Source organism: Paractinoplanes aksuensis (genome assembly GCF_024137025.1).
Lineage (GTDB): Bacteria > Actinomycetota > Actinomycetes > Mycobacteriales > Micromonosporaceae > Actinoplanes > Actinoplanes aksuensis.
The window spans coordinates 69,956-93,727 of sequence record NZ_JAMYJR010000030.1 but is presented as its reverse complement, the minus strand read 5'-3'; the positions used below and the strand labels follow the sequence as shown (position 1 = coordinate 93,727).

Here is a 23,772-nt window from a genome sequence, read left to right as displayed (position 1 = left end):
GACCGGTCCTAAATACCCGCGTCGCGGGCCCGGGCTATCGCCTCGGCCCGCGAGGCCACGTGCAGCTTGGCGAAGACGTTGCTGACGTAATTGCGTACGGTCTTGGCGCTGAGCTGCAACTGGGCCGCGATCACGTCGTTGGGCAGCCCGCGCGACATCAGCTGCAGCACGTTGCGCTCGCTGGCGGTGAGCCCGGGGAACGGCTCGGCCGGCGGGCGGCCGGCGAAGAAAGCCACGATCCGCGACGCGATGGCCGCGCTGAAGATGGCCTCGCCGTGCCCGACGGCCAGGATGGCCCGGGTCATCTCGTCGTCGTCGGTGTCCTTGAGCACGTAGCCCCGAGCCCCGGCCCGCAACGCCGCGAACACCGAGTCGTCGTCCTCGAACATCGTCACCACGAGGATGTGCGGCCCATCCGGCGCCGCCGCGAGCGCGCGGATCGCCGTCGGCCCGTCCCCGCCCGGCATGTGCAGGTCCATCAGCACCAGCTGCGGCCGCAAAGACCGCGCCAGCTCCACGGCGGACTTGCCGTCGACCGCTTCCCCGACCACGTCCACCGACGGCATTGTGGCCAGCAGCGCCCGCAGCCCTTTGCGAAACAGCGGATGGTCGTCGACCACCAGCACCGTGATCTGCTCAGGCATGGGCACCGCCGCCCGCGGTGTCGTGAGCTCCGCCCGCGCGGTCGCGAGCTCCGGCCGCAGGGTCGTGAACTTCGGCCGCGCAGTCGCGCGGTCCAGCCGCAGGGACGCGCGGCCGAACCGCAGGGTCGCGCAGTCCAGCCGCGGACTCGCAGACTCCAGCCGCAGGGACGTGAACCTCGGCCGCGGGGTCGCGCGGTCGAACCGCAGGGACGCGCGGTCCAGCTGCGGACTCGCGGGCTCCAGCCGCAGGGACGCGAGCTCCAGCCGCGACGTCGCGAGCTTCGGCCGCGGGGTCGCGGGCTCCCAGAGCGAACGTCACCGCGACGCAGGTGCCGCCCGCGGGGGCGGGGCCGATGGCCAGGACGCCGCCGAGCTCGCTACTGCGTTCCCGCATAGAGCGGTGGCCCACCCCGGCCAGGTAATCGGCGGGCAGCCCGCACCCGTTGTCGGTGACCGTCAGCGTGACCGCGGACGCGGTGACCGCCAGGTTCACCGCGCACTCCGTGGCCGAGGCGTGCCGGGCCGCGTTGTGCAGGGCCTCGGCCGCTATCCGGTACAACGCCACCTCCACCGCGGCCGGGAGCGCGGGCATCGGCTCCGGTGCGGACACCGTACGGGAAAGAGTGTCGCCCGACCGGAGGTTGCGCAACGCGTCGACCAGCCCGAATTCGTCGAGCAGGGGTGGCCGTAGCTCGTAGACCAGGCGGCGGATGTCGGCCGTGGCCTGCCGGACGTCGCCGCGCAACTCCCCCGCCAGCTCCGCGGCCGCCGCCGGGTCGGCCCGGACAGTCCGCTGCAGCACCCCCAGCCGCAGCCCGAGCGAGGCCAACGTCGGCCCGAGCCCGTCGTGCAGGTCGCGCCGGATCCGCAGCCGTTCCTCCTCGCGCGCCGCCACCAACTGCTCGCGCGACCGGGCCGCGTACAGGGTCATCGCCACCTGCCGGCCCAGATCGTCCAACAGTCGTACATCGGCCGCGGACAGCCGGTCCCGCCGGCGGCGCGCGCTCACCCGCAGCGTGCCGAGCCGCTCGTCCTGATACGTGAGCGCGATCTCGACCATCGACGCGCCTTCAGGCACTTTCCCGTACGAGGTGACGACCCGCCCGTCCGACTCGATCTCCACGTACGGCAGGGCCATGGTGCCCGCCAGAGCCGCCGCCACCGACGGGAGCAGTTGTCTCGACACGTGTCCGGCCACCTCGTACGCGTTGTCCCGCTGTCCGAACGCGAGCTGGTGCACCCCGCGGTCGAGGTAGGCCGACACCGGCGCCCAAGTGGCCGCGACCACGGCGAACGCGATGGCGTGGGACCACCACGGGATCTCGTCGAGCGATCCGATCGGCCGGTCCGGAAAGGTGGCCACGGCTGCCACCAGTCCCGCCACCACGAAGGCGTACCAAATAAGCAGGAACGGAAAGAGCAGCTGGTAGAGGCGGCGATTGGCCACGTCAGACCGCACTGACGACCCGTTCCCGCCACAGGCAGAACGAGATGACGACGATGTGGTGCACCAGCATCAGCGACGCGAACAGCATCTCGGCGCTGGTCCGGTCGAACAGCAGCGAGCTCACCGCCTGCACGATCCAGAACGCGTTGACCGCGATGAGCAGCACCGCGCCCCACTTCTGCAACCGCCAGGCGCCGTACGCGGCCACGAGCGCCAGCACGCCGGACGTGAAACTGCCCAGCACCAGTCCGAACGGCGCCTCGCTGTCGCGCGCGCCGAGCACCAGGTTGGGCAGGTCGAACAGCGTGATGCCGATGATCGCCACCAGCACCGACAGGGCGGCCGCGATCCTCAGCGCGGTCGAGCGGGTCATGCGTCCCATCAGAAGCCCTCCTCATGAACGTTGTCGAGGGCCTTCAAGTTAGGAATGCACCGTCCCACCGGTCACGATGCGCGTGTCCCGACTTCGTGGGACACCTTCTGGGAGAGTTCGCGCACGACGTCGACGAACAGGTCGATGTCGGCCTCGGTGGTGCGCCAGTTGACGATCGCCGGTCGTAGGGCGATCCGACCGTCATACAAAGTGGTGCCCGCGTAGACCCGGCCGTCCTCGAGCAGGGCCGCGCCGAGGCGGCGGTTGAAGTCGTCGAGGTCGGCCACCCCGGCCGGCGCCGCGCGGAAACACACGATGCTCAGCGGAACGTCGGCCAGCCGCTCCAGCTCGGGCGCGGCGTCGACCCGGGCCGCCAGGTGCTGGGCCAGATCGAGGTGGCGCTCGACCATCTCGCGGTGACCCTGTTTCCCGTACGCGGCCAGCGTCGCCCAGATCGGCAGTGATCGCGCCCGGCGCGAGGACTCCGGCCCGTACAGCGCGTAGCCGCTCGCCGGATCCCCGGGCCCCGGCAGATAGGCCGCCCCCGGCATCCCGAACGCCGACCCGAGCCGGGCCTGATCACGAACCAGAGCAAACCCGCTTTCGTACGGCACATTGAGCCACTTGTGCGCGTCGGCCGCGATCGAGTCGGCCCGGCCGATGCCCTCGACGAGATGGGCCGTACGCGGAGAAAGGGCGGCGAACAAACCGAACGCGCCATCGACGTGCAACCACGCCCCGAACTCGGCGGCCAGCTCGGCCAGCTCGCCGATCGGGTCGAAGTCGCCCGCGTTCACCTCGCCCGCGTTGGCGATGATCACCGAGGGCGCGCCCTTGAGCCGGTTCAGGTGGTGCCGCATGACCCCGAGATCGACCCGCCCCACGCCGTCCCGCGCGCAGACCGTCACCGAGTTCCGCCCGTGCCCCAGCATCTGCAACGCCTTGCGCGCGCTGGCATGCACGTAGCCCGACGACAGCACCGGCATCCGCGGCAGTTCGGCCAGCCCGTCCTCGGCCGTGTCGACCCCGAGCTGAAACCCCCACCAGTGCGTGGCACACCCCAGCGAGGTGAAGTTGGCGAACGTCGCACTACCGACGAGCGCCCCACCCCACGACTCGGGCAGCCCGAACAGCTCCCGCAGCCACCGCAGGGCCACCGTCTCGACCTCGTGCGCGAACGGCGACGAGATCTTCGAGAACGCATTCTGGTCGAACAACGCCGCCGCCCAGTCCGCCGCCAGCGCCGCCGGCGTCACTCCCCCGGTCACGAAGTGAAAGAACCGGGGCCCCGACGACGCCGTGCCCGCGGCCGCCCCCACCCGCAGCAGCCGCTCGATCACCTCGCCGGGCTCACTCCCCTTCTCCGGAAGCGGCCCACCCAGCTCGGCCAGCAGCGCCAACGCGTCCCGATCCTGCACCGGCCGCGCCGCCAACGATGCGAGGTAGTCCCCGGCCGCCGAGTGAACCTGCCCCAGAAGATCCGCCATGCCAGCAGACTACGACGCTGCCGAGCCATCAGCCGATATGCAGCAGGAGCACGTCGTCGTCGGCCAGTCCCGCAATGATCGACCCCAGCGACGCCAGTGTCTCCACCATCGCCGCCCGGGCCTCGTCGCCGTCCAGCCCCAGCTCGATCGGCCCGTCAAGCAGGTCGCCCGGCTCGTACCCACCCGGATCGAGCCGATCGAGGTACACCTTGGCGTCGTCGGTGATCAGCGTGGTGTAGTCGAAATCCGCGTTGATCGCCGCGGACTCCTCCGCGAGGCGCGGGCTCTCCAGCTCGACGCCCAGCTCATCCAGGCTGTCCAAGACGTTCACCATGACGTACCCGGACCAGTCGTAATGCCGCGTGGGCATCTCACCCAACCGCAGGATCGCCTCACCGGCCCGGCCGGACCGGGCCGCGCTGGCGATTTCCCGCAGCTCACCCATCTTGACGAGGTGGAAAGTGGCAACAGACGACACCCGGCGGAGCCTATAACCCACCTTCGTCCGGGATCCAGGTCATGGACGGTTGGCCACGCCGTCGAGCCACAGCGTGTCCGACTCGTCGCGATGCGGACCGGAGGCGCCGACGTGCTTGTCGCCGATCTTGGGGCCGTTCTTGATCACGTGGACCAGGGCCATGGCGTGGCCCCGGCCGAGACCGTAGTCCTCCTTGAGCCACTCGACGATCGCCCCGGCCTTGGTCGACGGCTCGTCGAGCCCCCGCTCGTGGGCCAGCGCGATGAACTGACGTGGCGTCAGTCCGGTCTTGGCCTCGATGTTGTCGAGGTACGCCTGGAAGCTCATCGTTGTCGCCTTCCGCTACGGGGAGTTCTTGCCTGTCCGGTCGTCAGACCACCCGGGCGTCCGGAAGTCATCGACCCTTTGGTGTGACGCGGCTCACCACAGTACCTTGAATGATTATCACCTGCCATTTCCGGCTGCATACTGCATTGCCGATACTGCCGTAGACGGATACAGCGACCCGCGAGTGTGGCGTTGGCGTGTCGCATTTATTTCCCTTCTTTGGCAGGTGCCATGACCTGCGGCATCGGGGTCCTGACCATTCAGCCTTGTTTCGCTACCAGGAGCATTAAATGACCACACCAGAGCAACCCGATCTTCGTACCCGCACATTCGCGGAAGTCGTCCCGCCGCCTGCCTACGGCCAGCCTGACCAATCGCGGCGCCCCACCCAAGTACGATCTCGGGCCGCTGCAGGATCTGCTCGGCGTCTGGACCGGAAAGGGCACCGGGTGGAATATGATCGCCCTGCCCTTCCACAAGGCGCCGTCCTCGCGCTCAGCCGGTCGGACACACTCAGGACGACATGCCGGAGATCCCGCCGATCAGCGGGCTGCCGTCGGGTCGTTTCGAAGACATCCGGATTACGATTTCAAGTCCGAACCCTATCTCGAGCCGTACAAGCACTACATCGACCACCTATTCATGGTGACGTCGACACCAAAAAAGTCCCTGGGTTCCCCGGGTTAAATCCGGCCGACATGAACGAAATTCTCCGCTTCGCGAACATGGGAGCGAACATCGTCCGGACGACCACCTTGACTGTCGATTCGACCGTAAAGAGCGGCGGCGTGCTGAACCTGCCGTTCTCCACCCGCGAGGCCGAATCGGTCAGCATGAAGTCGACGTTCTGGATTCAGGAACTGGCCGAGAAGGACAAGGCCGGGAAACCGCTCATGCGCCTGCAGTACTCACAGGTCGTCATGCTGAATTTCTTCAGCCCGCGCGAGGACGGGCTGCCGGAGCGGGCGGCGTGGCCGCACATCAGCATCGCCACCCTCAGCAAGGTTCCGGCCGAGTACAAGCTCGTCCAGGGTTAGTCACGATCAACGGTGGCCGGCGCCTCGTGGGGCGCCGGCCATCAGGACAGAGCCCGCAGACCGGCGGCGAGCAACGGCTGGACGGCCTCCTCGGCCTGGGCCGATGTGGGGTCGGCGGCGGCGCCCTGCCGCGCGCGGTAGCTGATGCCCTGGGCGATGACGGCCAGTTTGAAGTTGGCCAGGGCCAGATAGAACGGCCAATGGTCGAGGCTGATGCCGCGCCGGCGGGCGTACGCCTCGGCAATGGCATCGGCCGACGGCAGCCGATCACTGGCCCAGGCCGCGTCCAGTCCCAGGATGGGGTCGAGCTGCGGCTGACGGTACACGCACATCAGCGCGATGTCGGTGAGCACGTCGCCGACCGTGGCCAGTTCCCAGTCGACCACCGCCAGCACCTTGCTGATGTCGGCGCTGTCGAGCATCGTGTTGTCGATCCGGAAGTCGCCGTGCACCACCCCGATGTGCGCCGACCGGACCGGCACGGCTTCGACGAGCCGGTTGTGCAGCGCCGTCGCGTCGGGCAGATCCCGGCTCTTGACCTCGGTCCACTGCCGCCACCACAGGCGCACCTGGCGCTCGAGGAAGCCGTCGGGCCGCCCCAGCCCACCCAATCCGACCTCGTCGACGTCGACCGAGTGCAGATCGGCCAGCACCCGCACCAGCTCGGTCACGCACGCCTCGAGTTCCCGCGAGGTGTACGCATCGAGCTGGGCCCGGGTCCGCACGACCAGCCCGCTGATGAACGCCGACACCGCGAACGGCGCCCCGATCACCCCCGGGTCCTCACACAACGCGACCGCGGGCGGCACCGGGACCGCGCTGTACTGCAGCGCCTGCGTCACCCGCCACTCCCGAGCCACATCGTGCGCCGAGGGGGTCAGTCCCGAGACCGGCGGCCGCCGCACGATCCAGCGGTGGGTGCCGTCGGTGACCGCGTACGTCAGATTGGACCGCCCCCCGCTGACCAGCGTGCTGCTGAGCGGCCCGCTCACGGGGATTCCACGCTCGGCGAGGAACGCCCCCACCCCGCCGACGTCGAGGCTCATGCGTGATGTCCCACGGCGGTGGCCCGGCGCATCACGATCTCGTCAATCACACTGCGTGGCGACAACGACAAAATCGCCATCACAGTACGCACAACGTCATCCACCGGAATCATCGTCTCGGGCGGCACAGTGTCATGCACCCACGCGCTCATGTCCGTGTCGACATACCCGGGCGCAATCGCCGTAGCCGACACCCCACGCGCCGACTCCTCGACGTTGATGCCGCGGCACAACGCCAGCAGCGCTGCTTTGCTCGCCCCGTAAGCGCCCAGCGACTGCTCGGCGTGCACACCGGCGATCGAGGCCAGGGCGATGACTCGCCCGCCCTCACCTTCGCGCAGCAACGGAAGCAACTGACTGACCAGAACGAAGGGCGCACGCGTATTGAGCGCGAACTGCTTGTCGAAACGCCCCATCGAGTACCCGTCGAGCGGCGCCGCCGACCCCACCCCGGCCGCCAGGATCAAAGCGTCCAAGGACAAGTTCTTTCCCTTGTACGCATCCACAACGGCATCAGCCGCATCCGGAGCGGCCAGATCGACAGCCACCCTGTCGATCTGCCCCGGGTCGACGCTCGCAAAGGCCGCCGCCAGCCGATCCGGGTCACGCGCCACCACCGTGAGCCGCCACCCCTGCTCGGCCAACGCCAGCGCGATCCCCCGCCCGATCCCCCGCGAAGCACCGGTGACCAGAGCCGACCGACCGCCTGGGGCAGAAGCACCGGGCACCAGCGCCGAGCCCCCGGCTTCGGCGGAGGCCCGGCTCTCCGGCCCCGAGCGCCCAACTTCGGAACTACCCCCGCCCCTCGCCGCCGACCATCCGAATCCGGATGAGGTATCCGCCGCCGGCGCCGGCCGAGCGGTGCTCACGCTGTCTCGCCCGGGATGCCGACGATCGAGCGGGCGATCGTCGCGTACCGCTCCAGCAACGCCTCGACCGGCAGCGACCCGTCCGGCCGGTACCACGAGGCCACGCCCACGCACATCGAAGCGATGGCCCGGCTGGCATCCTTCGGATACGGAGTAGCAAAAGCGTTTTCCTGTACGCCGTCCAGAATCACCCGATCGAGCATCCGCTGCTGCTCGTCGCGTTTGGCCACGTACCGCTGCCGGTTCTCCGGCTCGAGGCTGCGCAGTTCCGCCGTCGACACCGTGGCCCCGATCCGCCGATACATGTGGAACCGCAACAGCGACTCGACCAGCGCGTCGAACTGAGCCCGCGGATCACCCGGCGCCGCCGCCAGGGCCTGCTTACTACGGTCGAGCAGCTCATCGATGATCACGTTCATCAGATCGAAGAGGATGTCCTGCTTGGACGGGTAGTAGTGATAGACCCCCGGCACCGAAAGCCCCGAACGGCGGGCCAGGTCGCGGGTCGTGGTGCCGTGGTAGCCGTGCTCGAAGAAGGCCTGCAGGGCCGCGCCGAGGATGTTGGAGAGGTCCTGCTCCTCGTACTCACGCCACGCGGTCTGGGCTGACATCTTCGCCTCTTTCGTCGTGCTCACGGCTGTCCCCGTCCCGCGCGCGCCGCCGCGATCAGCGTGTCGAGCGCGCCGGCGTCATCGACAGCACCCCTGTCGATCACGCGCTCGGGATCGGCGCCCTGGAGGATACGTTTGACCGGAACCTCGAGGCGTTTGCCCGTCCTCGTATGCGGCAAACCCGGCACGAGAATGACGTCGTCGGGAACGTGCCGAGGCGAGGTCCGCTCGGCGATCACCCGCTTGACCGCGTCCGGCTCCAGCTCGCCGTCCGGCACCACGAACAGCGGCATCCAGTACCCACCGTCCGGCTGCTCCACCCCCACGAGCAGGGCGTCGGTCACCTGCGGCAGGTCACTGATCGCGGCATAAATTTCGGCCGACCCCAGCCGTACGCCGTGCCGGTTGATCGTCGCGTCGGAGCGCCCGAGGATGACGAACCCACCGTGCTCGGTCCGCTCGATCAGATCACCGTGCCGCCACACCCCCGGAAACACATCGAAGTACGTGTCCCGAAGCTTCCGCCCGTCCCGGTCATCCCAGAAGTACAGCGGCATCGACGGCATCGGTTCGGTAATGACCATCTCCCCCGGCGTCCCGTCCCCCACCGGCTGCCCCGCCGAGTCCCACACCTCAACCGCCGCCCCCAGGGCCGGCGCGCTGATCTCCCCGTCATACACAGGCGCGGTCGGCGCGCTGCTGACAAAAATGCCGCAGATATCAGTGCCACCGCTCATGGACCCCAGTTGGACAGTATGGCTGACGTTCGCACGGAACCACTCATTAGCTGTGGACGGCAACACCGACCCCGTAACCCCAACCAGCCGAACGGATGGGATATCCGGTTCCAGCCCGGCCCGCTGCGAAGCCTCCAGATACCCCGGCGAGGTCCCGAACACCGAAACCCCGAGCTCAGAAACAACCCGCCACAACGCATCCGGCCCCGGAAACGTCGGCTTCCCGTCGTACAGAACGATGGTGGACCCCAACAGCAGCCCACAGACCTGCGCGTTCCACATCATCCAGTTAGGCGTCGTATACCAGAAGAACGTGTCCCCAGCCCCCAGATCCATATGCAACCCAGGCGAAACGAGCTGCTCAAGCAACACGCCCCCATGCCCATGCACAATCCCCTTGGGCTTACCCGTAGTCCCCGACGTGAACAAAACCCACAACGGATGATCAAACCCAACAGCCACTGCTTCCCGCACACTCGGCGCCCCCAACGCCTCCCCCCAAGTACTCGACGCAAGAGCCTCCACAGTCGGCGCTACCACGCCCTCCCGCTCCGACTCCGCACCCAAGAGCACGCTCGGCCCCGAGGCAGCCGCAAGCACGTCGCCCCCCGAAGCGGTGTGGATATCCGGAACGGGCGGGGGCGCCACCGCATCCGGGCTCGGAGCGGGGTGAACATTCGGAATCAGCGCGGCCGGCACTTTTGTCGGGGCCGAACTGGAGTGGACATCCGGTTCGGGTGGGGTGGTGGCGCTGTCGGAGGCGGGCACGCCGGCTGTTTCGACTGTGATGGTGTGTTGTAGGGATGGGAGCAGGGTGCGTAGTTCTTGGGCTGCGGCTCGACGGTCGTGCACCTTGCCGTTGAAGTGGTAGCCGGTGCCGGCGATCAGGATCTTGGGTGCGAGTTGGGCCATGCGTTCGGCGGCTGAGGGGGGTGCGTAGTCGAGGCCGGTTTGGGCCCAGACTGCGCCGACCATTGCTGTGGCCACGAACGCCACTACGCCCTCGATGCAGTTGGGCAAGTAGGCGGCTACCCGGTCGCCGGGCTCCACGCCCAGGGCGCGCAAGCGGCCGGCTACCGCGCCGGACTGGGTGCGTAGTTCGGCGTACGTCAGGATGGTTTTCTCGCCGTCTTCGGCGACCAGGATCACTGCGGCCTGGTCGTCGCGGCCGGCGCGTAGCAGGTGGCGGCCGAAGTTGAGTTTGCCGCCGGGGAACCATACGGCGCCGGGCATTCGTCGGTCGGCCAGCGCTTCTTGTGGCAGTGAGGCCCATTCGACGTCGAAGAACTCGGCTACTGCGCACCAGAAGTCGCCGGGGGACGCTACCGACCAGGCGTGCAGTTCGCGGTAGTCGGTCACGTCGGTCAGGCGGGCTCGGCCCTGATCGTTCAGCCACTCGGCGAAGCGCACGATGCGGGTGTCGTGGACTCGTAGCGGATCGGGTATCCACTTCATCAGCGTCGGCCCGGCCAGAGGGAACCGCGGGTGAGGACCACGTCCACCGCCACGGCGATGATGAGCACCGCGCCGGTCGCGAAGTACTGGACCTCGGTGGTCAGGCCCAGCAGTTGCACGCCGTTGCTGATCGAGCCGATGACCAGCGCGCCCAGGATCGCCGACCAGATCGAGCCGCGGCCGCCGAACAGGCTGGTCCCGCCGACCACGGCGGCGGCGATCGCGTTCAGCATCAGGGGGCCGGCGCCTGAGGTGACCGACACGCCCAGCTGACGGGAGGCATCGACCATGCCCGCTACGGCCGCGCAGGCGCCCAGGATCAGGAACGAGTAGATGACCATCCGCCGGACCGGGACACCGGCGCGCTGGGCCGCCTCGCGGTCGCCACCGACGGCGTACAAGTGGATGCCGTATCTGGTTTGGGTGGTGAAGTACCAGGCGATCAACAGCATCACCGCGACGATCAGCACGGGCATCGGCAGGCCGCGCTGGCGGGTCAGCGTGTAGACGCCGCCGAACAGCACGACCGCCACGAGCACCGACGGCACGACGATCGACACCGGCGACGTCCGCGTGCCTGTGGATATCCGCTCGCGATAGACGAAGAACCGGTAGGCCGCGAACGCCACCGTTCCCACCGCGGCCAGCACGTAGCTGGCGCCGGCCGGAACCGCCGTGCTCGCGATCTTGGCGAACGAGGTGCCGGCCACGCTGACCGTGAACTCGGGCGGCAGCACGACCAGGATCAGGCCCTGCAGGATGACCATGCCGCCCAGCGTCACGATCAGCGACGGCACGCCGAACGTGATCACCAGGGCCTCGATGAGCGTGATCGCCATGCCCGCGCCGATCGCCACAGCGATGGCCAGCGGCAACGCCAGCCCACTGTTGACGGCCAACCCGGCCGCGATCGCCGCGCACACCCCGGAGAGCACCGCGGACGACAGGTCGATCTCGCCCACGAGCAGGACGAAGACCACGCCCAGGGCCAGGATCGCCGTCGTCGCGATCTGCAACGTCAGGTTGGTGATGTTCTGGAAGCTCAGATAGGCCGAGCTCTGGCTGTAGAAGACGGTCCAGATGATGGCCAGCACGATCAGCACGGGGATGCTGCGGTTCCCACCCGTGACCATCTCGATCGCCCGCCCGGCCGGGGTCCGCTGAGTGTCCGGCGCCGACGCCGTCGCGGTGCTCACAGCTCGTCTCCTTCAGTCGCGCCGGCCGGAACGGAAGAGTCTCCTTCGTGTGCGCCGGTCATGGCGCCGACCAGGTCGGACGGGGTGTATTCGCCGCGGCGGAACTCGGCCACCTTCGAGCCGAGGCGCAGGGCGACGACGCGGTCGGCGACCTGGCGGACGTCCTTCATGTCGTGCGAGATCACGACCACGCCGCGGCCCTGGTCGCGCAGGCGGTGGATCAGGTCGAGCACCTCGGCCCGCTGGGACACACCCAGGGCGGCGGTCGGTTCGTCCAGGATCACCACGGCCGGGTCGCTGATCAGGGCCCGGCAGATCGCGATGCCCTGCCGCTGCCCGCCCGAGAGTGCGACCACCGGCGTGTTCAGCGAGCGCAACTTGACCGACAACGACTCGAGGATCCGGTGCGCGTGCTCCTCCATGACGTGCCGCCGGATTCGCCGGCCCGACCACATCGGGCCGTACTTCTCCTGGCCCAGGAACAGGTTCTGCACCGCGTCGAGGTTGTCGCAGAGCGAAAGGTCCTGGAACACCGTACGGATCCCGGCCTCGGCCGCCGCCCGCGGTGACACCAGGCGGGCACTCTCGCCACGGACCCGGATCTCCCCTGTGTCGGGCGATTCCACCCCGGACACGATCTTCACGAGCGTGGACTTGCCGGCGCCGTTGTCGCCGATGAGCGCGACCACCTCACCCGCGTCCACCGACAGGTCGACCTCGTGCAGGGCCCGTACGCCGCCGAAGTGTTTCGAGATCTTGGTGAGCTCGAGCAAGCTCATGGACGTCCTCCCCGCGGGACGGCCGGAGAGGGCCGACCGTCCCTAAACAAAGCCAAAAGAACGATGACTACTTGTTCCGGGTCTTGCAGGTCTCGGTGGACGCCGCCGGACCCTCGCAGATCTGGGCCCAGGTGAAGATGCCGAGGTCCACTGCCTTCTGCACGGCGTCGCCGGGGTCCTTCCCGTCCTCGAGGTGGATCAGCGTCGACTCGAGCTTGGCCGTCGGCACCTGCATCGCGCCGTTGTCGATCGTGTCCTTGACCAGGTCGGCCGGTGGCGCCTGACCCCCGGCGGCGGCCAGCGCGATCTTCGCGGCCGCCTCGGCCTCGACCGAGAACGCCTTCAGCACGTTGTCCTGCTGGTCCCCGGTCAACATGTACTGGAGCCCGGTCAATTCGGGATTCTGACCGCCGTACACCGGGGTCTTGAGGTTCTTGTTCTTGAGCGCGGCGATGATGCCGGCCGTGATGCCGTCGTAGAAGCCGAAGAACGCGCCCACGCCGTTCTGGGTCTTGGTCAGGCACTGCTCGGTGGCCTTGGTCGCGTTGTCGGGCGCCCAGTCCTTGATGTAGTCCTCGCAGACGACCTGGATGTCGCCGCTCTGGATCAGCGGCTCGATCACCTTGTTCTGCCCGGCCAGCATCTGGGTCGTGTAGACGTCGCCCTTGTTGCCGTACTGGCGGGCCACCTTGACCGGCTTGGCGCCCAGCTTGCCGTCGGCCACCTGTGAAGCGAAGTACGTGGCCTGCTGCTCGCCGACCTTCTCGGGGTCGAAGATGACCTGGGCGTACATCGTGCCCTTGACCGGCGGGTTCTCGTACCCGATGACCGGCACCTTGGCCTGCTCGGCCGCCTGCAGCAGCCCGGCGCTGGTGTTGGGGTCGGCCGCGACGACGACCAGCGCCTTGGCCCCGGCCGCGATGGCCGCGTTGGCCTGCTGCAGCTGCTGGTTCGAGTCGCCACCGGCGTTGACGAACTTGACCTCGACGCTGGGGTCGAGTGCCTTGATCGCCTTCTCGAAGGCCGGCCCGTCCTGCTGGATGTAGCGGGTGGGGGTGGTGTTGGGGGCCATGAAGTAGACGAGCTTCTTCGAGTCTCCGCCGGAAGCGGACGACGACGAGTCTCCGCTTCCACAGGCGGAAATGAGAAGAAGGCTGGCGCAGGCGACGGGTACAAGACGTTTCACGGGCTGACTCCTCTGCGAAAGGGCATGAGGTATCGCGCCGGGTCGAAACGCCCGGCGGCATCGTATGAAAAGCGTTTACTCCGGCTGGATCCCCGCGTGCTTCGCGGTGATCTGGAGTGCGAGGTGCTTGGAGTAGATGCGGACCCAGGCCAGCGGCCCGCCCATGTACCAGAACCCGGGGTGTCCCGTGCGCCGGTACAGTCCGCCGATCTCGCCGTCCTCGCCGATGCCGAGGACGAGCGGTAGCCGGTCGGCGACCACGTCACCGAAGAGCCGGCGAGCCGTCTCGCGCATGTTGCGGTAACCGGTCGCGAGGACGACGAGGTCGGCCTCCAGGGTCCGGCCGTCCTCCAGACGTACGCCGGAAGGGGTGAACTCCGCGAGGCCGGAGCCCTGGGCGAGTTTGATCTTCCCGTCGGCGATCAGCCGGGAAGCGCCCACGTCGATGTAGTAGCCGCCGCCGTACGCCAGCGCGTAGCCCATCAAGCCGGTGCCGTCGGGACCGTCGTTGCGCTTGAACCCGACCGCGTCCAGCGCCGCCAGCAGATCGGCGTCCTTGCGAGCGGTGTCCTGGACGCCCTCCTTGGCCATCTCGAGCACGAGCGGCCACGGCGTGCCCGCGGCGAGCAGATCGGCGTACTTGGTCGGCGGGCCGCCCTCGACGAAGTTGCTGCCGAAGATGGCCGGAATGCCGTGTTCCTGGCTGATGATGTGGGTCGACGAGCGCTGCACGAGCGTGACGTCGGCGCCGGCCTCGTACAGGTCCTGTGCGATGTCGTGGCCGCTGTTGCAAGCGCCGACGACGACCGCCTTGCGCCCGGCCCAGTCGCCACCGGCGCTGTGCTTGCTCGAGTGGTAACTGACGCCGGTGTAGGACGAAAGACCAGGCACATTCGGTACGTTGGGTTCGCCCGCAGCGCCGGTGGCCAGGATGACGTCGCGCGGGTGGACGACGCGCTCGCCGTCCGGCAACTGCACCCGCAACGTCCAGCGCCCGGTGGCCTCGTCGTAGCTGCTCGACGTCATCTCGGCCGAGGTCCAGACGTTGAGCTCCATGGCCGACGCGTACGACTCGAACCAGTCGGCGATCTTGTCCTTGGGGCAGTAGACGGGCCACGACTCCGGATACGGCATGTACGGCAACGCGTCCGCCCACACCGGATCGTGCAGCACCAGCGAGTGGTAGCGCTTGCGCCAGCCGTCGCCGACCCGCTCGCTCTTCTCGAGCACCAGCGTGTCCACGCCCATCAGGCCCAGGTTGGCCGCGACCGCGAGCCCGCCCTGGCCGGCGCCGAGCACGACCACCTCCGGCTCCCGGCCGGAGTAGCGCACGTGTTCGCGCCGCTCGTCGAGCCAGTTGCCGGTCGCCTCGTGCCGCGGGCCCTTGGAGCGGTGCGGGCCGATCCGGCGCTCGTGCCCGCGCAGGTCGTCGAGTTCGGTCATCAACGTCCAGGCCACCCATTGCCCGTTCTCCGGCCGCAGGCGGACGGCTCCCCGCCCGTACCCGAGCGGGGTCTCGAACGTGATGAAGCCTTCGACGACCTCGTCGCCCTGGAAACGCGGGCCGAACTCGGTGACCATCGCGATGTTGGTGACGGAGTCCGGGGTCAGGTGGTCGGTCAGCATGGCCGCGACCCTGTCGCGTCCGTGGTAGACGCCCAGGTCCCAGGTGATCGCGAGCAGGTCGCGCCACCAGCAGTCCTCGGCGAGCAGCGCGGTGGTGCCGGCTGCGTCGGCGGCCTCGAGGGCCGCGGTGAGTCGGTCGAGCCAGGCGGCGAACGTGGCCTCCGCCGTGACCTCGGTTGTCATGGCTTGATGTGTCTCCGTCGCCATTGACGCGCCCTTCCCGTCCGTATCAAGCTGATACAGCCCGAGCGCTCGCTCGGTAGCCAAGAGTGTGGACCTTCACCCGTGTGACAGGCAACACTCCCGGCAACATTTCCTTAACGGGATCGTCACGAAGGGTCGCCCATGACCAGCGACATTGCCGTACGCACCCGCTCGTTCATCGACGATCATGTGTTGCCCGTGGAGGACAAGTCGGACGGCGACATCGAGGTGGCGGGCGGCGAGCAGGTGCGCGTTTTGCTACAGCAAAAGGCCCGGGAGGCCGGCCTCTTCGCGCCGCACGCTCCCATTGCGTACGGGGGAATGGGCTTGGGCATGGAGCAGCGCGCGCCGGTCTTCGAGGCGGCCGGGCGCTCGCTGTTCGGGCCGATGGCGCTCAACATCAACGCGCCCGACGAGGGCAACCTGCACCTGCTCGACGAGGTCGCCTCCGCGCCGCAGCGGAAGCAATATCTGGAGCCGCTGGCACGCGGCTCGGTGCGGTCGGCGTTCGCGATGACCGAGCCGCCGCCGGGCGCGGGCTCCGACCCGAACGCGCTGCTGACCACCGCGTACGACTGGCGGATCAACGGCCGCAAGAAGTTCATCACCGGCGCCGACGGCGCGGACTTCCTGATCGTCATGGCCCGCACCGAGGGCGGCGCGACGATGTTCCTGGTGCCCGCCGACCGCCCCGGGATCCACTTGATCAGGCACGTGACCACCATGGACAAGTCGATGCTGGGCGGCCACTGCGAGCTCGAGCTGACCGACGTCCCGGTCGGCCCCGAGGACGTGCTGGGCGAGGTCGACCAGGGTTTCCGGTACGCGCAGGTGCGCCTCGGCCCGGCCCGGCTCACCCACGTGATGCGCTGGCTCGGCGCTGCCCAGCGGGCCCACGAGGCGGCCGTGGCCTACTCCGACGACCGCGGCCTGTCCGGGCACGGCATGGTCGAGCTGATGATCGCCGACAACGAGATCGACCTCGCCGCGACCCGGTCGCTGCTGCTCACCGCGTGCCGCGCCCTCGACGCCGGCCGGCCCGGCCGTGAGGAGACGTCCCTGGCCAAGGTGTTCGGCGCCGAGGCCCTGCACCGGGTGGCCGACCGCGCGGTCCAGCTGTGCGGCGGGGCCGGCGTCTCGGCCGATCTGCCGGTCGCGCGCATCGCCCGCGAGATCCGCCCGTTCCGCATCTACGACGGCCCGTCCGAGGTGCACCGCGGCTCGCTGGCCCGGCGCGCGGTCCGCCGCTACGGCGTCAGCTCGAACGTGACCAGGTCGGAGGCGACGCCGTTGACCTGAAGGCCGATGGCGTGCGGGCCCGGGTAGTAGCGGCGGGTCGTGATGACGCGGAACGAATGCTTGCGGCGCACCTCGAGGCTCGCGCCGGGTTCGAGGGTAGCGGTGGTCAGCTTGAACGTCTTGGCGGTCCGGGCGCCGTCGGCCTTGCGGTGGTGCACGACGTAATCGATGGCGACCCGGGCCGCGGTGGCGCCCGTGTTGTGGACGGACGCTCGGAACTCGACGGTGTCGCCGATGGCCACGACCTCGGTGTCGAGCGTGGGCGCCTCGAGCTTCAGGGCGTCGCCGGTGAAGCCGAGGACGGCGAGGGCGGCCGGGTGGCCGCGCTTGATCAGCGTACGGAGGCCGTGGCGGACGACCCGGGCCGTGTTCCCGTCCGGATCGGCGAGCCAGCGGGCGGCCGTGGCGGCGACCAGATCGGGGTGGTCGCGGCTGAGGTCGTTGAGGTGGTTGGCCACCGAGCGGCGAACGTACTCGCTGGGGTCGCGAAACAGCGCGTCCAGGATCGGGATGGTCGCCTCCGGTCGTCGCAGCAGTTCGGGCACGCGGATCGACCAGGGCAGGTAGGCCCGGCTGCCCTCGGTGGCGAGCCGGCGCACGTCGGCGTCATCGGAACCGGTCCAGGCCAGCATGGTGGGCAGGGCCCGGTCGAGGTCGTGGCGCAACAGCGTACGAATGGCGAACTCGGCCGTGAGCAGGCCGGTCAGCTCGGCCATCATGGCCATGGCGTCGTCGAACGCCGCGACGCGGCCGTCCTCGACCGCGCGGGTCGCGACGGCCGCGGTGACCGGCCAGATCATCCAGCCGCCGAAGTCCTGGCCGTTGGCGTGGGCGGTTCGCACGACTTTCGCCAGGTCGGCGTAGCTGCCGGGGAGGTCGGTCAGCAGGGCGTCGCGCAACAGGTCGGCCCGTTCGCGCAGGGCGAGGCCGTCGAGCTGGTGGGGCGCGGCTTGCAGGGTGGGGAGCGCCCGGCCCGGCGCGGCGGCCCGGATGGCCCGGGCCAAGCCCTCGGCCACCCCGACCCCGATCAGCTCATCAGCAAATGGCATGCCGCCATCCTCCGCCAACGCTTCTCGATAATCGATGATCGAGGCCACTCCGCTCCCCGGCGCGTTCGGACGTGCCGGCGAGTTCGACGTGCCGGCGAGTTCGACGAACGGACGCTGCTCGGCCCGCATCGGCCGGTGCCGGACAGAGCGCGACGGCCGGCACGAGCCGCCACAGATTCGGCGAAGCCGTCAGCCCGGGGACGAGCGGCCCAGGCGCCAGTAGCCGAAGAACGAAATGTCGCGTTTGGGGAGGCCGCGGTCGTTGACCAGGTGCCGTCGCACCGAGGTGGCGAGGCGGGATTCGCCGGCGATCCAGGTGTACAGCTGACCGGCGGGGAGTTCGGCGCGCCGGACCGCTTCCAGGGCCAGGTCGCCGGGGCGCTGGGCATCGTCGCGGCCGAACCAGTGGATGGTGACTCCGTCGGACGGGTCGAGCGGTCGGATGTCGGCGGTGGCCGCCACTTCGAGGAAGACCTGGGTGGGCAACGACGGTGGCGTGGAATCGAGAATCGATAGCACGGCGGGGAGGGCGGTCTCGTCGCCGACCAGCAGCTGGGCTGTGGCGTCCTCGGGACGGCGGTACATGGTGCCGATGTCGAAGATGCCGGCCGGGTCGCCCGGCTCGATCCGGCGTACCCAGAACGAGAGCGGCGAATCCGCGTGCACGGCGAACTCGATGTCGAGCTCGTCCTCCTCCGGTCGTACGCGTCTGATCGTCAGGTTGCGCACCCAGGGGCGCACCGACTTCGGCATCAGCAGCAGCTGGGCCATCCAGGCCTCGTTCGAGAGGGTCGGCATCCGCAGGTCGGCCTGTCCGGCCCGGGGGAAGAAGAGGCGGACGGCCTGGTCGTTGCCGGCAACCACGAGGTCGCGCACGGCCGGGCCGCCGAGGGTGACGCTCGCAAAGCCCGGCGACAGCCACTCGCGGCGCCGCACAGCCAGCGTGATCATCACCCGCGAGCGGGGCAGGCTGACCTTGGGAATCATCGGCTCACGGCCTTGTTATTGCAGCTCACTCCACTATTGTGAGTAATCGCTCAGCTCTTTGGCTACTCGCTTTTGCCGTCTCGAGGAGGCTGCCGATGACGTCGGGCCTTTCCCCACGTCGCGAACCCCGCCAGGTGCGGGCGGAGCTCACCCGCGAACGCATCCTCACCGCCGCTGCTCACGTTTTCACCGAGCACGGCTACGCCGCCGGCACCACCAACCGCATCGCCGAACGCGCCCGCATTTCGATCGGTTCGCTGTATCAGTACTACCCGAACAAGGACGCCATCCTGGCCCAGCTGCTGATCCGGCACATCGACCGCGGGGCCGGGCCCGTCAACGCCGACTTCTCCCCCGGCAGCCTGCGGGCACTGGTGCGGGCCCTCGTCCGCGACGCCATCACCAACCACGACGACGACCCGCAACTGCTCCGCATCATGATCGAGCAGGCGCCGCTCTCGACGGAACTGCTCGAAACGATCACCCGCCACGAGCGAACCAGGGTCGCCCAGGTCCGCGACCTACTGGCTCAACACCCGGACGTGGCGGTACGCGACCTCGACACCGCCGCCGAACTGATCACGTTCACGGTCGAGATGAACACGCACAAACTCCTGGCCTACCCCCGCGCAGTCTCGGTCGAAGCTCTCGAATCCGAACTGGTCGACATGGTGACCCGCTATCTGCGGGGTGCCCAGTAGTCGGGAAAGACCGCAGCATCGGCGGGAATCGTGTCCCGCGTCAGCAGGCCGATCAGCTCGTCGACCACGACGGCCAGGTCGCGGGGTTCCGCCAGGTCGTAGTGCTTCTCGACCATCCGGTCGTCACTCAGCCGCAACGTCTCGAGTTCGGTCTCGCCGCTGGTCCACACCAAGATCTCCGACAGCCACTCGGCCGACTCGAACTGCACGCCGGCCATCGCTTTGCGATAGTTCGGCGCGACCGGCAGCACCACCGGGCGCAAACCCAGCGCCGCCCAGACATCAGCCCGCTCCTCGACCGCCAACGCCAACGCCCCCACCGGAAACGTCACGCCGACACCATCCGGAAGGCGGCGTTGGCAGCTCCCAACAGAACTTCACGGCAGCACCACTCGAACGGGTGGCCCCGGTCGCCTGTGTTGCCGGCCCGCGGCTACCGCGTGACGGATCTGGGCCGCGACCATCCCCGGCAGCACCGGCTCGCTCGGCCGCCCCAACCAATTGCTCGGGTGAGCGCAGGCGAGCGACACCACCAACGGGGCGCCGGGTTGATGCATCCGTTCCACCACGAACCTCAACGGAGACCACCCGTTGCCCTGGCTGTACGTGGGACGGCGCCGAACCAGCCATCGATACTCGATCCCGTCGACGACGATCCGTCGTGAGCCCCTGCGCGGCAGCGTCATACCTCGTCCCACCAATCGGTAATCGGTAAGCGATCAGCGATCAGCGATCAGCGATCAGCGATCAGCGATCAGCGATGACACTAACGAGAAGCCGCCGCGCGACGACAGCGAATTGCGGCGCCGCCGCGCGGCCGGGCCGCCGTCGGCCAGCAACCGGACGGCGGCCCTGATCAACCTGTTCCCCAACCCGGCGGCGCTGCTTCGCATAATGGTTTGCGTGAAGAGGCGCCGCCGGAAGAAGTTGCAACGACACCTGCTGGACGCGGCTGGATGCGGCACCTCCCAGCGGGTCGCCGCCCTGCTGCGGGCCGGAGCCGACCCGAACCAGCCCGACCGCTACGGAACCACCCCGTTGTACCGCGCAAGCGTGCAGAACATGGCCACGAACGTACGCGTACTGGCCGCGGCGGGAGCCGACCCGAACCACGAGAGCGGCGCTGGCGACGAGGGCCTACCGCTTTGCGGCGCCGCCTGTTGGGGACATGACGCCGCAGTCAGAGAACTGCTGACGGCCGGCGCCGACCCACACTTACGCGAGGACGGCGGCCACGGCCGGACAGCCATCGAGTGGGCCGAAGCCGGAGACCATCACAAAACCCTGGCGTTGATGACGGAACCCGCGCGTCACTGAAGGCCCGTCTGCCCGCAGCATCCCAACGCCTTAGCACCCCAGCACCGCAACGCCGCAACGCCGCAACGCCGCAACGCCGCAACGCCGCAGCACCCAGCACCCAGCACCCAGCACCCAGCACCCAGCACCCAGCGTCGCAGCGTCGCAGCACCCCAACACCGCAGCACCGCAGCACCGCAGCACCGCAGCGGGGTCCCCCGCAGCGCCGCAGCGCCGCAGCGCCGCAGCGCCGCAGCGCCGCAGCGCCGGCGATCCTGGCTGGGCGGGGAATCGGGCTGGGCGGCGGTCGGGGTCATTTGCGGTGTTGGTGGGGTGGGTTGGTTCGGGTCTCTATGCTGGCCGGGTGGCAGCGTGTTCTGAGCTGGCCGTCGACCGCCGTTCGCGGTGGCGGGGGCTCTTCGGGGCAACCCCGAGGGTGGCTTGTTGAGTATCGCAGCGCATCGCCGGCGCGTCCCAGCGCTTCGCGCAGCACAGCGCGGGCACGACCGGGCTTCGTCAGGGCACGCTGCCGCCCCGCCGCCGGTGGCCGGGGCGCTGGCCGACGCTCTGCTCACCACGGACTGGCGGCCGGCCGCGATGCTGTCGGCCGTCCGGGCGGTGGCCGGGCCCCGTACGCCCTGGGCGCGGCGGCTGGTGGCGGCGACCCTCCACGCGTACCCCCGGGCTCCTCGCGACCGGCCTCGTGAGCTGCGTCAGTTCCTGATCAACCGGGGCCTGGCCCGTGAAGCCTCGATCCTGCGCCGGATCGTCGGGCCCACGAGGGTCGTACGGATGCGGTGGGGTGCTCCGGCCCTGGGCGACCTGGCCGAGCTGGCCGCGTTCCTCGGGCTCGACGGCGAAGCGCTCGACTGGTTCGCCGACCGGCGCGAGATCAACCGGCACGCGACGGACGAGCGGCTGCGCCACTACCGGTACGTGTGGAAGCCGCACCGGCTCATCGAGGCGCCCAAACCGCGGATGCGTGACCTGCAACGACGCGTGCTCAAGGAGATCCTGGCGGCCGTGCCGGTGCACGACCGGGTCCACGGGTTCGTGCCGGGGCGGGGCGTGCACACGTTCGCCCGCGCCCACACCGGGGCCGAGGTGCTGGTCAGCCTCGACCTACGCGCCTTCTTCTCGAGCATCACGGCGGCCCGCATCTACGGGCTGTTCCGCGGCATCGGCTACCCCGAACCGGTCGCGCACGCGCTCACCGCGCTGACCACCACCCGTACGCCCGCCCGGGTCCTTCGCGCCGCGCCCGACCCGCACCTGGCCGCGCTGTTGCGGCAGCCGCACCTGCCGCAGGGCGCGCCGACCTCGCCCGCGCTGGCCAACCTGTGCGCCTTCCGCCTCGATCGCCGGCTCAGCGCGCTGGCCGAGCGCTTCGGGATCACCTACGGGCGGTACGCCGACGACCTGGCCTTCTCCGGCTCGCTCAGCCGGTCCCGGGTCGACCGGCTGGTCACGCTGACCGGGCGCATCGCGGCCGAGGAGGGCTTCCACGTCCACCCGGGCAAGACGCGCGTGCGCCGCCAGTCGCAGCGTCAGGAGCTGACCGGCCTCGTCGTCAACTCGCGGCCGGCCGTGCCCCGCGAGGAGTACGACCGGCTGCGCGCGATCCTGCACAACGCGGCCACGCACGGCCTCGACGAGGCCAACCGCGACGGCCTCGTCGACTTCGCGGCCCACCTGGCCGGGCGGGTCGCCTGGATGTCGCACCGCCACCCGGCCCGCGCCACCAAGCTCCACGCATTGCTCGCCCGCGCTCTAGCCTGAGCGGCATGACCGTAGATCTCTTCGCGGGCGTGCCCGTACGCGACTACGCCGCCGCCACCGCGTGGTACAAGCGGCTGCTCGGCGCCGAGCCCTCGTTCCTGCCCAACGACACCGAAGCGGTGTGGGAGCTGGCCGAGAACCGCTACCTCTACATCGAAGTGCTGCCCGACCGGGCCGGCCACTCGCTGCAGACCATCTTCGTCAGCGACTTCGACGCGCGCCTGGCCGCGATCGCCCGCCGGGGACTCGAACCGGCCACCCTGGAAACCTACGAGAACGGCGTACGCAAAGCGATCTTCCGCGACCCGGACGGGAACGAGATCGGCTTCGGCGGCGGCCCCGTTGAGTGACCGGCCGCCCTTCGACGACCTCGATGACGACGCGCTCCGCCGGCTGGCTCCCACCCTGGGTCTGCACGCCTCCGAAGTGTTCATTCTGGCCGTACGAAATGTGCCTGACGATCTGGCCCCGGCCGAGCTCACCCGGCGGTCCGGCGTGGGCAGCCTGCTGCGATGGCACGCGAGCCGGATGACCGTCGACCAGGTGGCCCAGCTCCGGCGTTTCGTCGACGATCTTCCCGTACGCACGAGACCACGTACCCGACCGTTCCCGAGCGACGGCCGGGAGCCGACGGCAGGCACGCTGCTGCGCCGGCTGCTGAACAACCGCAACATCGACCTGGACGCGCCCCTGCTGATGCTGGTCGGCGGCGGCCCGTACGTGTCGACCTCGACGTACTCGATGGCCTTCGCGGACCGGATCCCTATGCGCGACGAGTTCGTCAACGCGGTCGCCCGCCTCACCGGCATCCCCCTCGAACGGCTGGCCCCGCTGGTCGGCCTCGACGTCGCACCGACACCGTGGCCCTTCGATCACGCCTGGCCCGAGGACGTGGTCGCGCTCGGCTGGGCCGCCCGCCGCCTCGACGACGACCAGTTGCTGGCCGCCGAGAACTTCGCCCGTGAGCTCCGGCCGTAGCGGGCGGCGCGTCGTCCTGCTGGATCCCACGCTGGACGCGGCCGGCCGGGGCGGGATCGATTCGCTGGCCGGCCTGCTGACGATCCTGCCGCCTCTTTCGGGTTGTCTTGACGGTCGGGCGTGGACTATCGCTCATCCCGGTCGATAGCGTTCCGACGCCGTACGAGCGCGGAGCGTGAAG

24 protein-coding genes are annotated in these 23,772 nt (G+C 69.4%); 7 read left to right on the top strand and 17 right to left on the bottom strand.

The genetic code is table 11. From position 1 onward, the window contains the following. Positions 1 to 8 precede the first annotated feature (8 nt). The 6 genes from M1L60_RS27225 to M1L60_RS27200 form a co-directional block, all read right to left on the bottom strand. Positions 9 to 644: a response regulator gene (locus tag M1L60_RS27225; RefSeq protein WP_253240373.1), complete on the bottom strand. Its 636-nt coding sequence runs from the start codon at positions 642 to 644 to the stop codon at positions 9 to 11. After that, positions 637 to 2,103 carry a sensor histidine kinase gene (locus M1L60_RS47970; RefSeq protein WP_253240372.1) on the bottom strand — a complete coding sequence of 489 codons (1,467 nt, stop codon included), beginning with the start codon at positions 2,101 to 2,103 and terminating at the stop codon, positions 637 to 639. Before M1L60_RS47970 ends, M1L60_RS27225 begins: the two co-directional genes overlap by 8 nt. Beyond that, entirely contained in the window at positions 2,093 to 2,473 is a 381-nt protein-coding gene (locus M1L60_RS27215) for a hypothetical protein (protein ID WP_253240371.1), read from the bottom strand. The genes M1L60_RS47970 and M1L60_RS27215 overlap by 11 nt, the downstream gene beginning before the upstream one ends. 62 nt (positions 2,474 to 2,535) lie before the next feature. Continuing rightward, a complete protein-coding gene (locus M1L60_RS27210; RefSeq protein WP_253240370.1) occupies positions 2,536 to 3,951 on the bottom strand; it encodes a pyridoxal phosphate-dependent decarboxylase family protein in 1,416 nt (471 codons plus the stop codon). A 28-nt stretch (positions 3,952 to 3,979) separates the two neighbouring features. Further along, positions 3,980 to 4,429, bottom strand: a complete 450-nt coding sequence (locus M1L60_RS27205) for a hypothetical protein (protein WP_253240369.1) — start codon at positions 4,427 to 4,429, stop codon at positions 3,980 to 3,982. 39 nt (positions 4,430 to 4,468) lie between these two features. Then, positions 4,469 to 4,756 carry a DUF4287 domain-containing protein gene (locus M1L60_RS27200; RefSeq protein WP_253240368.1) on the bottom strand — a complete coding sequence of 96 codons (288 nt, stop codon included), beginning with the start codon at positions 4,754 to 4,756 and terminating at the stop codon, positions 4,469 to 4,471. A 698-nt stretch (positions 4,757 to 5,454) separates the two neighbouring features. On the opposite strand from M1L60_RS27200, the gene M1L60_RS27195 reads away from it, so the two are divergent. Beyond that, positions 5,455 to 5,793: a hypothetical protein gene (locus M1L60_RS27195; protein ID WP_253240367.1), complete on the top strand. Its 339-nt coding sequence runs from the start codon at positions 5,455 to 5,457 to the stop codon at positions 5,791 to 5,793. 41 nt (positions 5,794 to 5,834) lie between these two features. On the opposite strand, the gene M1L60_RS27190 is transcribed toward M1L60_RS27195, so the two are convergent. From M1L60_RS27190 to M1L60_RS27155, 8 genes are all read right to left on the bottom strand, one after another. Then, a complete protein-coding gene (locus M1L60_RS27190) occupies positions 5,835 to 6,839 on the bottom strand; it encodes a phosphotransferase family protein (RefSeq protein ID WP_253240366.1) in 1,005 nt (334 codons plus the stop codon). Continuing rightward, complete coding sequence (locus tag M1L60_RS27185; protein ID WP_308208543.1) at positions 6,836 to 7,567, bottom strand: SDR family oxidoreductase; 732 nt, start codon at positions 7,565 to 7,567, stop codon at positions 6,836 to 6,838. Before M1L60_RS27185 ends, M1L60_RS27190 begins: the two co-directional genes overlap by 4 nt. A gap of 137 nt (positions 7,568 to 7,704) precedes the next feature. Then, positions 7,705 to 8,319 (bottom strand): TetR/AcrR family transcriptional regulator, encoded by a 615-nt coding sequence (locus M1L60_RS27180; protein ID WP_253240364.1) that lies wholly within the window; start codon positions 8,317 to 8,319, stop codon positions 7,705 to 7,707. Positions 8,320 to 8,339: 20 nt separating this feature from the next. Then, positions 8,340 to 10,466 (bottom strand): AMP-binding protein, encoded by a 2,127-nt coding sequence (locus tag M1L60_RS27175; RefSeq protein ID WP_253240363.1) that lies wholly within the window; start codon positions 10,464 to 10,466, stop codon positions 8,340 to 8,342. 44 nt (positions 10,467 to 10,510) lie between these two features. Then, positions 10,511 to 11,707, bottom strand: a complete 1,197-nt coding sequence (locus M1L60_RS27170; protein ID WP_253240362.1) for a sugar ABC transporter permease — start codon at positions 11,705 to 11,707, stop codon at positions 10,511 to 10,513. Further along, the gene (locus M1L60_RS27165) at positions 11,704 to 12,486 is read right to left on the bottom strand and encodes an ATP-binding cassette domain-containing protein (protein ID WP_253240361.1); all 783 of its coding nucleotides are present in this window, start codon (positions 12,484 to 12,486) and stop codon (positions 11,704 to 11,706) included. The genes M1L60_RS27170 and M1L60_RS27165 overlap by 4 nt, the downstream gene beginning before the upstream one ends. A 67-nt stretch (positions 12,487 to 12,553) precedes the next feature. Then, positions 12,554 to 13,672 carry a substrate-binding domain-containing protein gene (locus M1L60_RS27160; RefSeq protein ID WP_253240360.1) on the bottom strand — a complete coding sequence of 373 codons (1,119 nt, stop codon included), beginning with the start codon at positions 13,670 to 13,672 and terminating at the stop codon, positions 12,554 to 12,556. A gap of 75 nt (positions 13,673 to 13,747) precedes the next feature. Then, positions 13,748 to 15,481, bottom strand: coding sequence for a flavin-containing monooxygenase (locus M1L60_RS27155; RefSeq protein WP_253240359.1), 1,734 nt, complete (start codon positions 15,479 to 15,481; stop codon positions 13,748 to 13,750). A gap of 162 nt (positions 15,482 to 15,643) precedes the next feature. On the opposite strand from M1L60_RS27155, the gene M1L60_RS27150 reads away from it, so the two are divergent. After that, complete coding sequence (locus tag M1L60_RS27150; protein WP_253240358.1) at positions 15,644 to 16,801, top strand: acyl-CoA dehydrogenase family protein; 1,158 nt, start codon at positions 15,644 to 15,646, stop codon at positions 16,799 to 16,801. On the opposite strand, the gene M1L60_RS27145 is transcribed toward M1L60_RS27150, so the two are convergent. Then, positions 16,750 to 17,850 carry a DNA alkylation repair protein gene (locus tag M1L60_RS27145; RefSeq protein WP_253240357.1) on the bottom strand — a complete coding sequence of 367 codons (1,101 nt, stop codon included), beginning with the start codon at positions 17,848 to 17,850 and terminating at the stop codon, positions 16,750 to 16,752. The genes M1L60_RS27150 and M1L60_RS27145 overlap by 52 nt on opposite strands. Before the next feature lie 189 nt (positions 17,851 to 18,039). Continuing rightward, positions 18,040 to 18,837, bottom strand: a complete 798-nt coding sequence (locus M1L60_RS27140; RefSeq protein ID WP_253240356.1) for a siderophore-interacting protein — start codon at positions 18,835 to 18,837, stop codon at positions 18,040 to 18,042. Between the two features lie 95 nt (positions 18,838 to 18,932). Between M1L60_RS27140 and M1L60_RS27135 the strand changes: the two genes are divergently transcribed. Continuing rightward, on the top strand, positions 18,933 to 19,538 hold the full coding sequence (locus tag M1L60_RS27135; RefSeq protein ID WP_253240355.1) for a TetR/AcrR family transcriptional regulator: 606 nt from the start codon (positions 18,933 to 18,935) through the stop codon (positions 19,536 to 19,538). Here the strand turns inward: M1L60_RS27135 and M1L60_RS27130 are convergent. Then, positions 19,517 to 19,870, bottom strand: coding sequence for an immunity protein TriTu family protein (locus M1L60_RS27130; protein WP_253240354.1), 354 nt, complete (start codon positions 19,868 to 19,870; stop codon positions 19,517 to 19,519). The two genes, M1L60_RS27135 and M1L60_RS27130, sit on opposite strands and share 22 nt — an antisense overlap. 571 nt (positions 19,871 to 20,441) lie before the next feature. Between M1L60_RS27130 and M1L60_RS27125 the strand changes: the two genes are divergently transcribed. The 4 genes from M1L60_RS27125 to M1L60_RS27110 all read left to right on the top strand — a co-directional run bounded on the left by M1L60_RS27125 (position 20,442) and on the right by M1L60_RS27110 (position 23,591). Next, on the top strand, positions 20,442 to 20,855 hold the full coding sequence (locus M1L60_RS27125) for an ankyrin repeat domain-containing protein (RefSeq protein ID WP_253240353.1): 414 nt from the start codon (positions 20,442 to 20,444) through the stop codon (positions 20,853 to 20,855). Between the two features lie 423 nt (positions 20,856 to 21,278). After that, positions 21,279 to 22,613: a reverse transcriptase family protein gene (locus M1L60_RS27120; RefSeq protein WP_253240352.1), complete on the top strand. Its 1,335-nt coding sequence runs from the start codon at positions 21,279 to 21,281 to the stop codon at positions 22,611 to 22,613. Between the two features lie 5 nt (positions 22,614 to 22,618). Then, entirely contained in the window at positions 22,619 to 22,963 is a 345-nt protein-coding gene (locus tag M1L60_RS27115; protein ID WP_253240351.1) for a VOC family protein, read from the top strand. Beyond that, a complete protein-coding gene (locus M1L60_RS27110) occupies positions 22,956 to 23,591 on the top strand; it encodes a hypothetical protein (RefSeq protein WP_253240350.1) in 636 nt (211 codons plus the stop codon). Before M1L60_RS27115 ends, M1L60_RS27110 begins: the two co-directional genes overlap by 8 nt. The last annotated feature ends 181 nt before the right edge of the window (positions 23,592 to 23,772 follow it).

Coding starts and splice junctions, on each gene's coding strand:
- M1L60_RS27225 (WP_253240373.1), bottom strand. CDS start 644: ATGCCTGAGCAGATCACGGTGCTGGTGGTCGACGACCATCCGCTGTTT.
- M1L60_RS27215 (WP_253240371.1), bottom strand. CDS start 2,473: ATGGGACGCATGACCCGCTCGACCGCGCTGAGGATCGCGGCCGCCCTG.
- M1L60_RS27210 (WP_253240370.1), bottom strand. CDS start 3,951: ATGGCGGATCTTCTGGGGCAGGTTCACTCGGCGGCCGGGGACTACCTC.
- M1L60_RS27200 (WP_253240368.1), bottom strand. CDS start 4,756: ATGAGCTTCCAGGCGTACCTCGACAACATCGAGGCCAAGACCGGACTG.
- M1L60_RS27195 (WP_253240367.1), top strand. CDS start 5,455: ATGAACGAAATTCTCCGCTTCGCGAACATGGGAGCGAACATCGTCCGG.
- M1L60_RS27190 (WP_253240366.1), bottom strand. CDS start 6,839: ATGAGCCTCGACGTCGGCGGGGTGGGGGCGTTCCTCGCCGAGCGTGGA.
- M1L60_RS27180 (WP_253240364.1), bottom strand. CDS start 8,319: ATGTCAGCCCAGACCGCGTGGCGTGAGTACGAGGAGCAGGACCTCTCC.
- M1L60_RS27165 (WP_253240361.1), bottom strand. CDS start 12,486: ATGAGCTTGCTCGAGCTCACCAAGATCTCGAAACACTTCGGCGGCGTA.
- M1L60_RS27155 (WP_253240359.1), bottom strand. CDS start 15,481: ATGACAACCGAGGTCACGGCGGAGGCCACGTTCGCCGCCTGGCTCGAC.
- M1L60_RS27150 (WP_253240358.1), top strand. CDS start 15,644: ATGACCAGCGACATTGCCGTACGCACCCGCTCGTTCATCGACGATCAT.
- M1L60_RS27145 (WP_253240357.1), bottom strand. CDS start 17,850: ATGCCATTTGCTGATGAGCTGATCGGGGTCGGGGTGGCCGAGGGCTTG.
- M1L60_RS27140 (WP_253240356.1), bottom strand. CDS start 18,837: ATGATTCCCAAGGTCAGCCTGCCCCGCTCGCGGGTGATGATCACGCTG.
- M1L60_RS27135 (WP_253240355.1), top strand. CDS start 18,933: ATGACGTCGGGCCTTTCCCCACGTCGCGAACCCCGCCAGGTGCGGGCG.
- M1L60_RS27115 (WP_253240351.1), top strand. CDS start 22,619: ATGACCGTAGATCTCTTCGCGGGCGTGCCCGTACGCGACTACGCCGCC.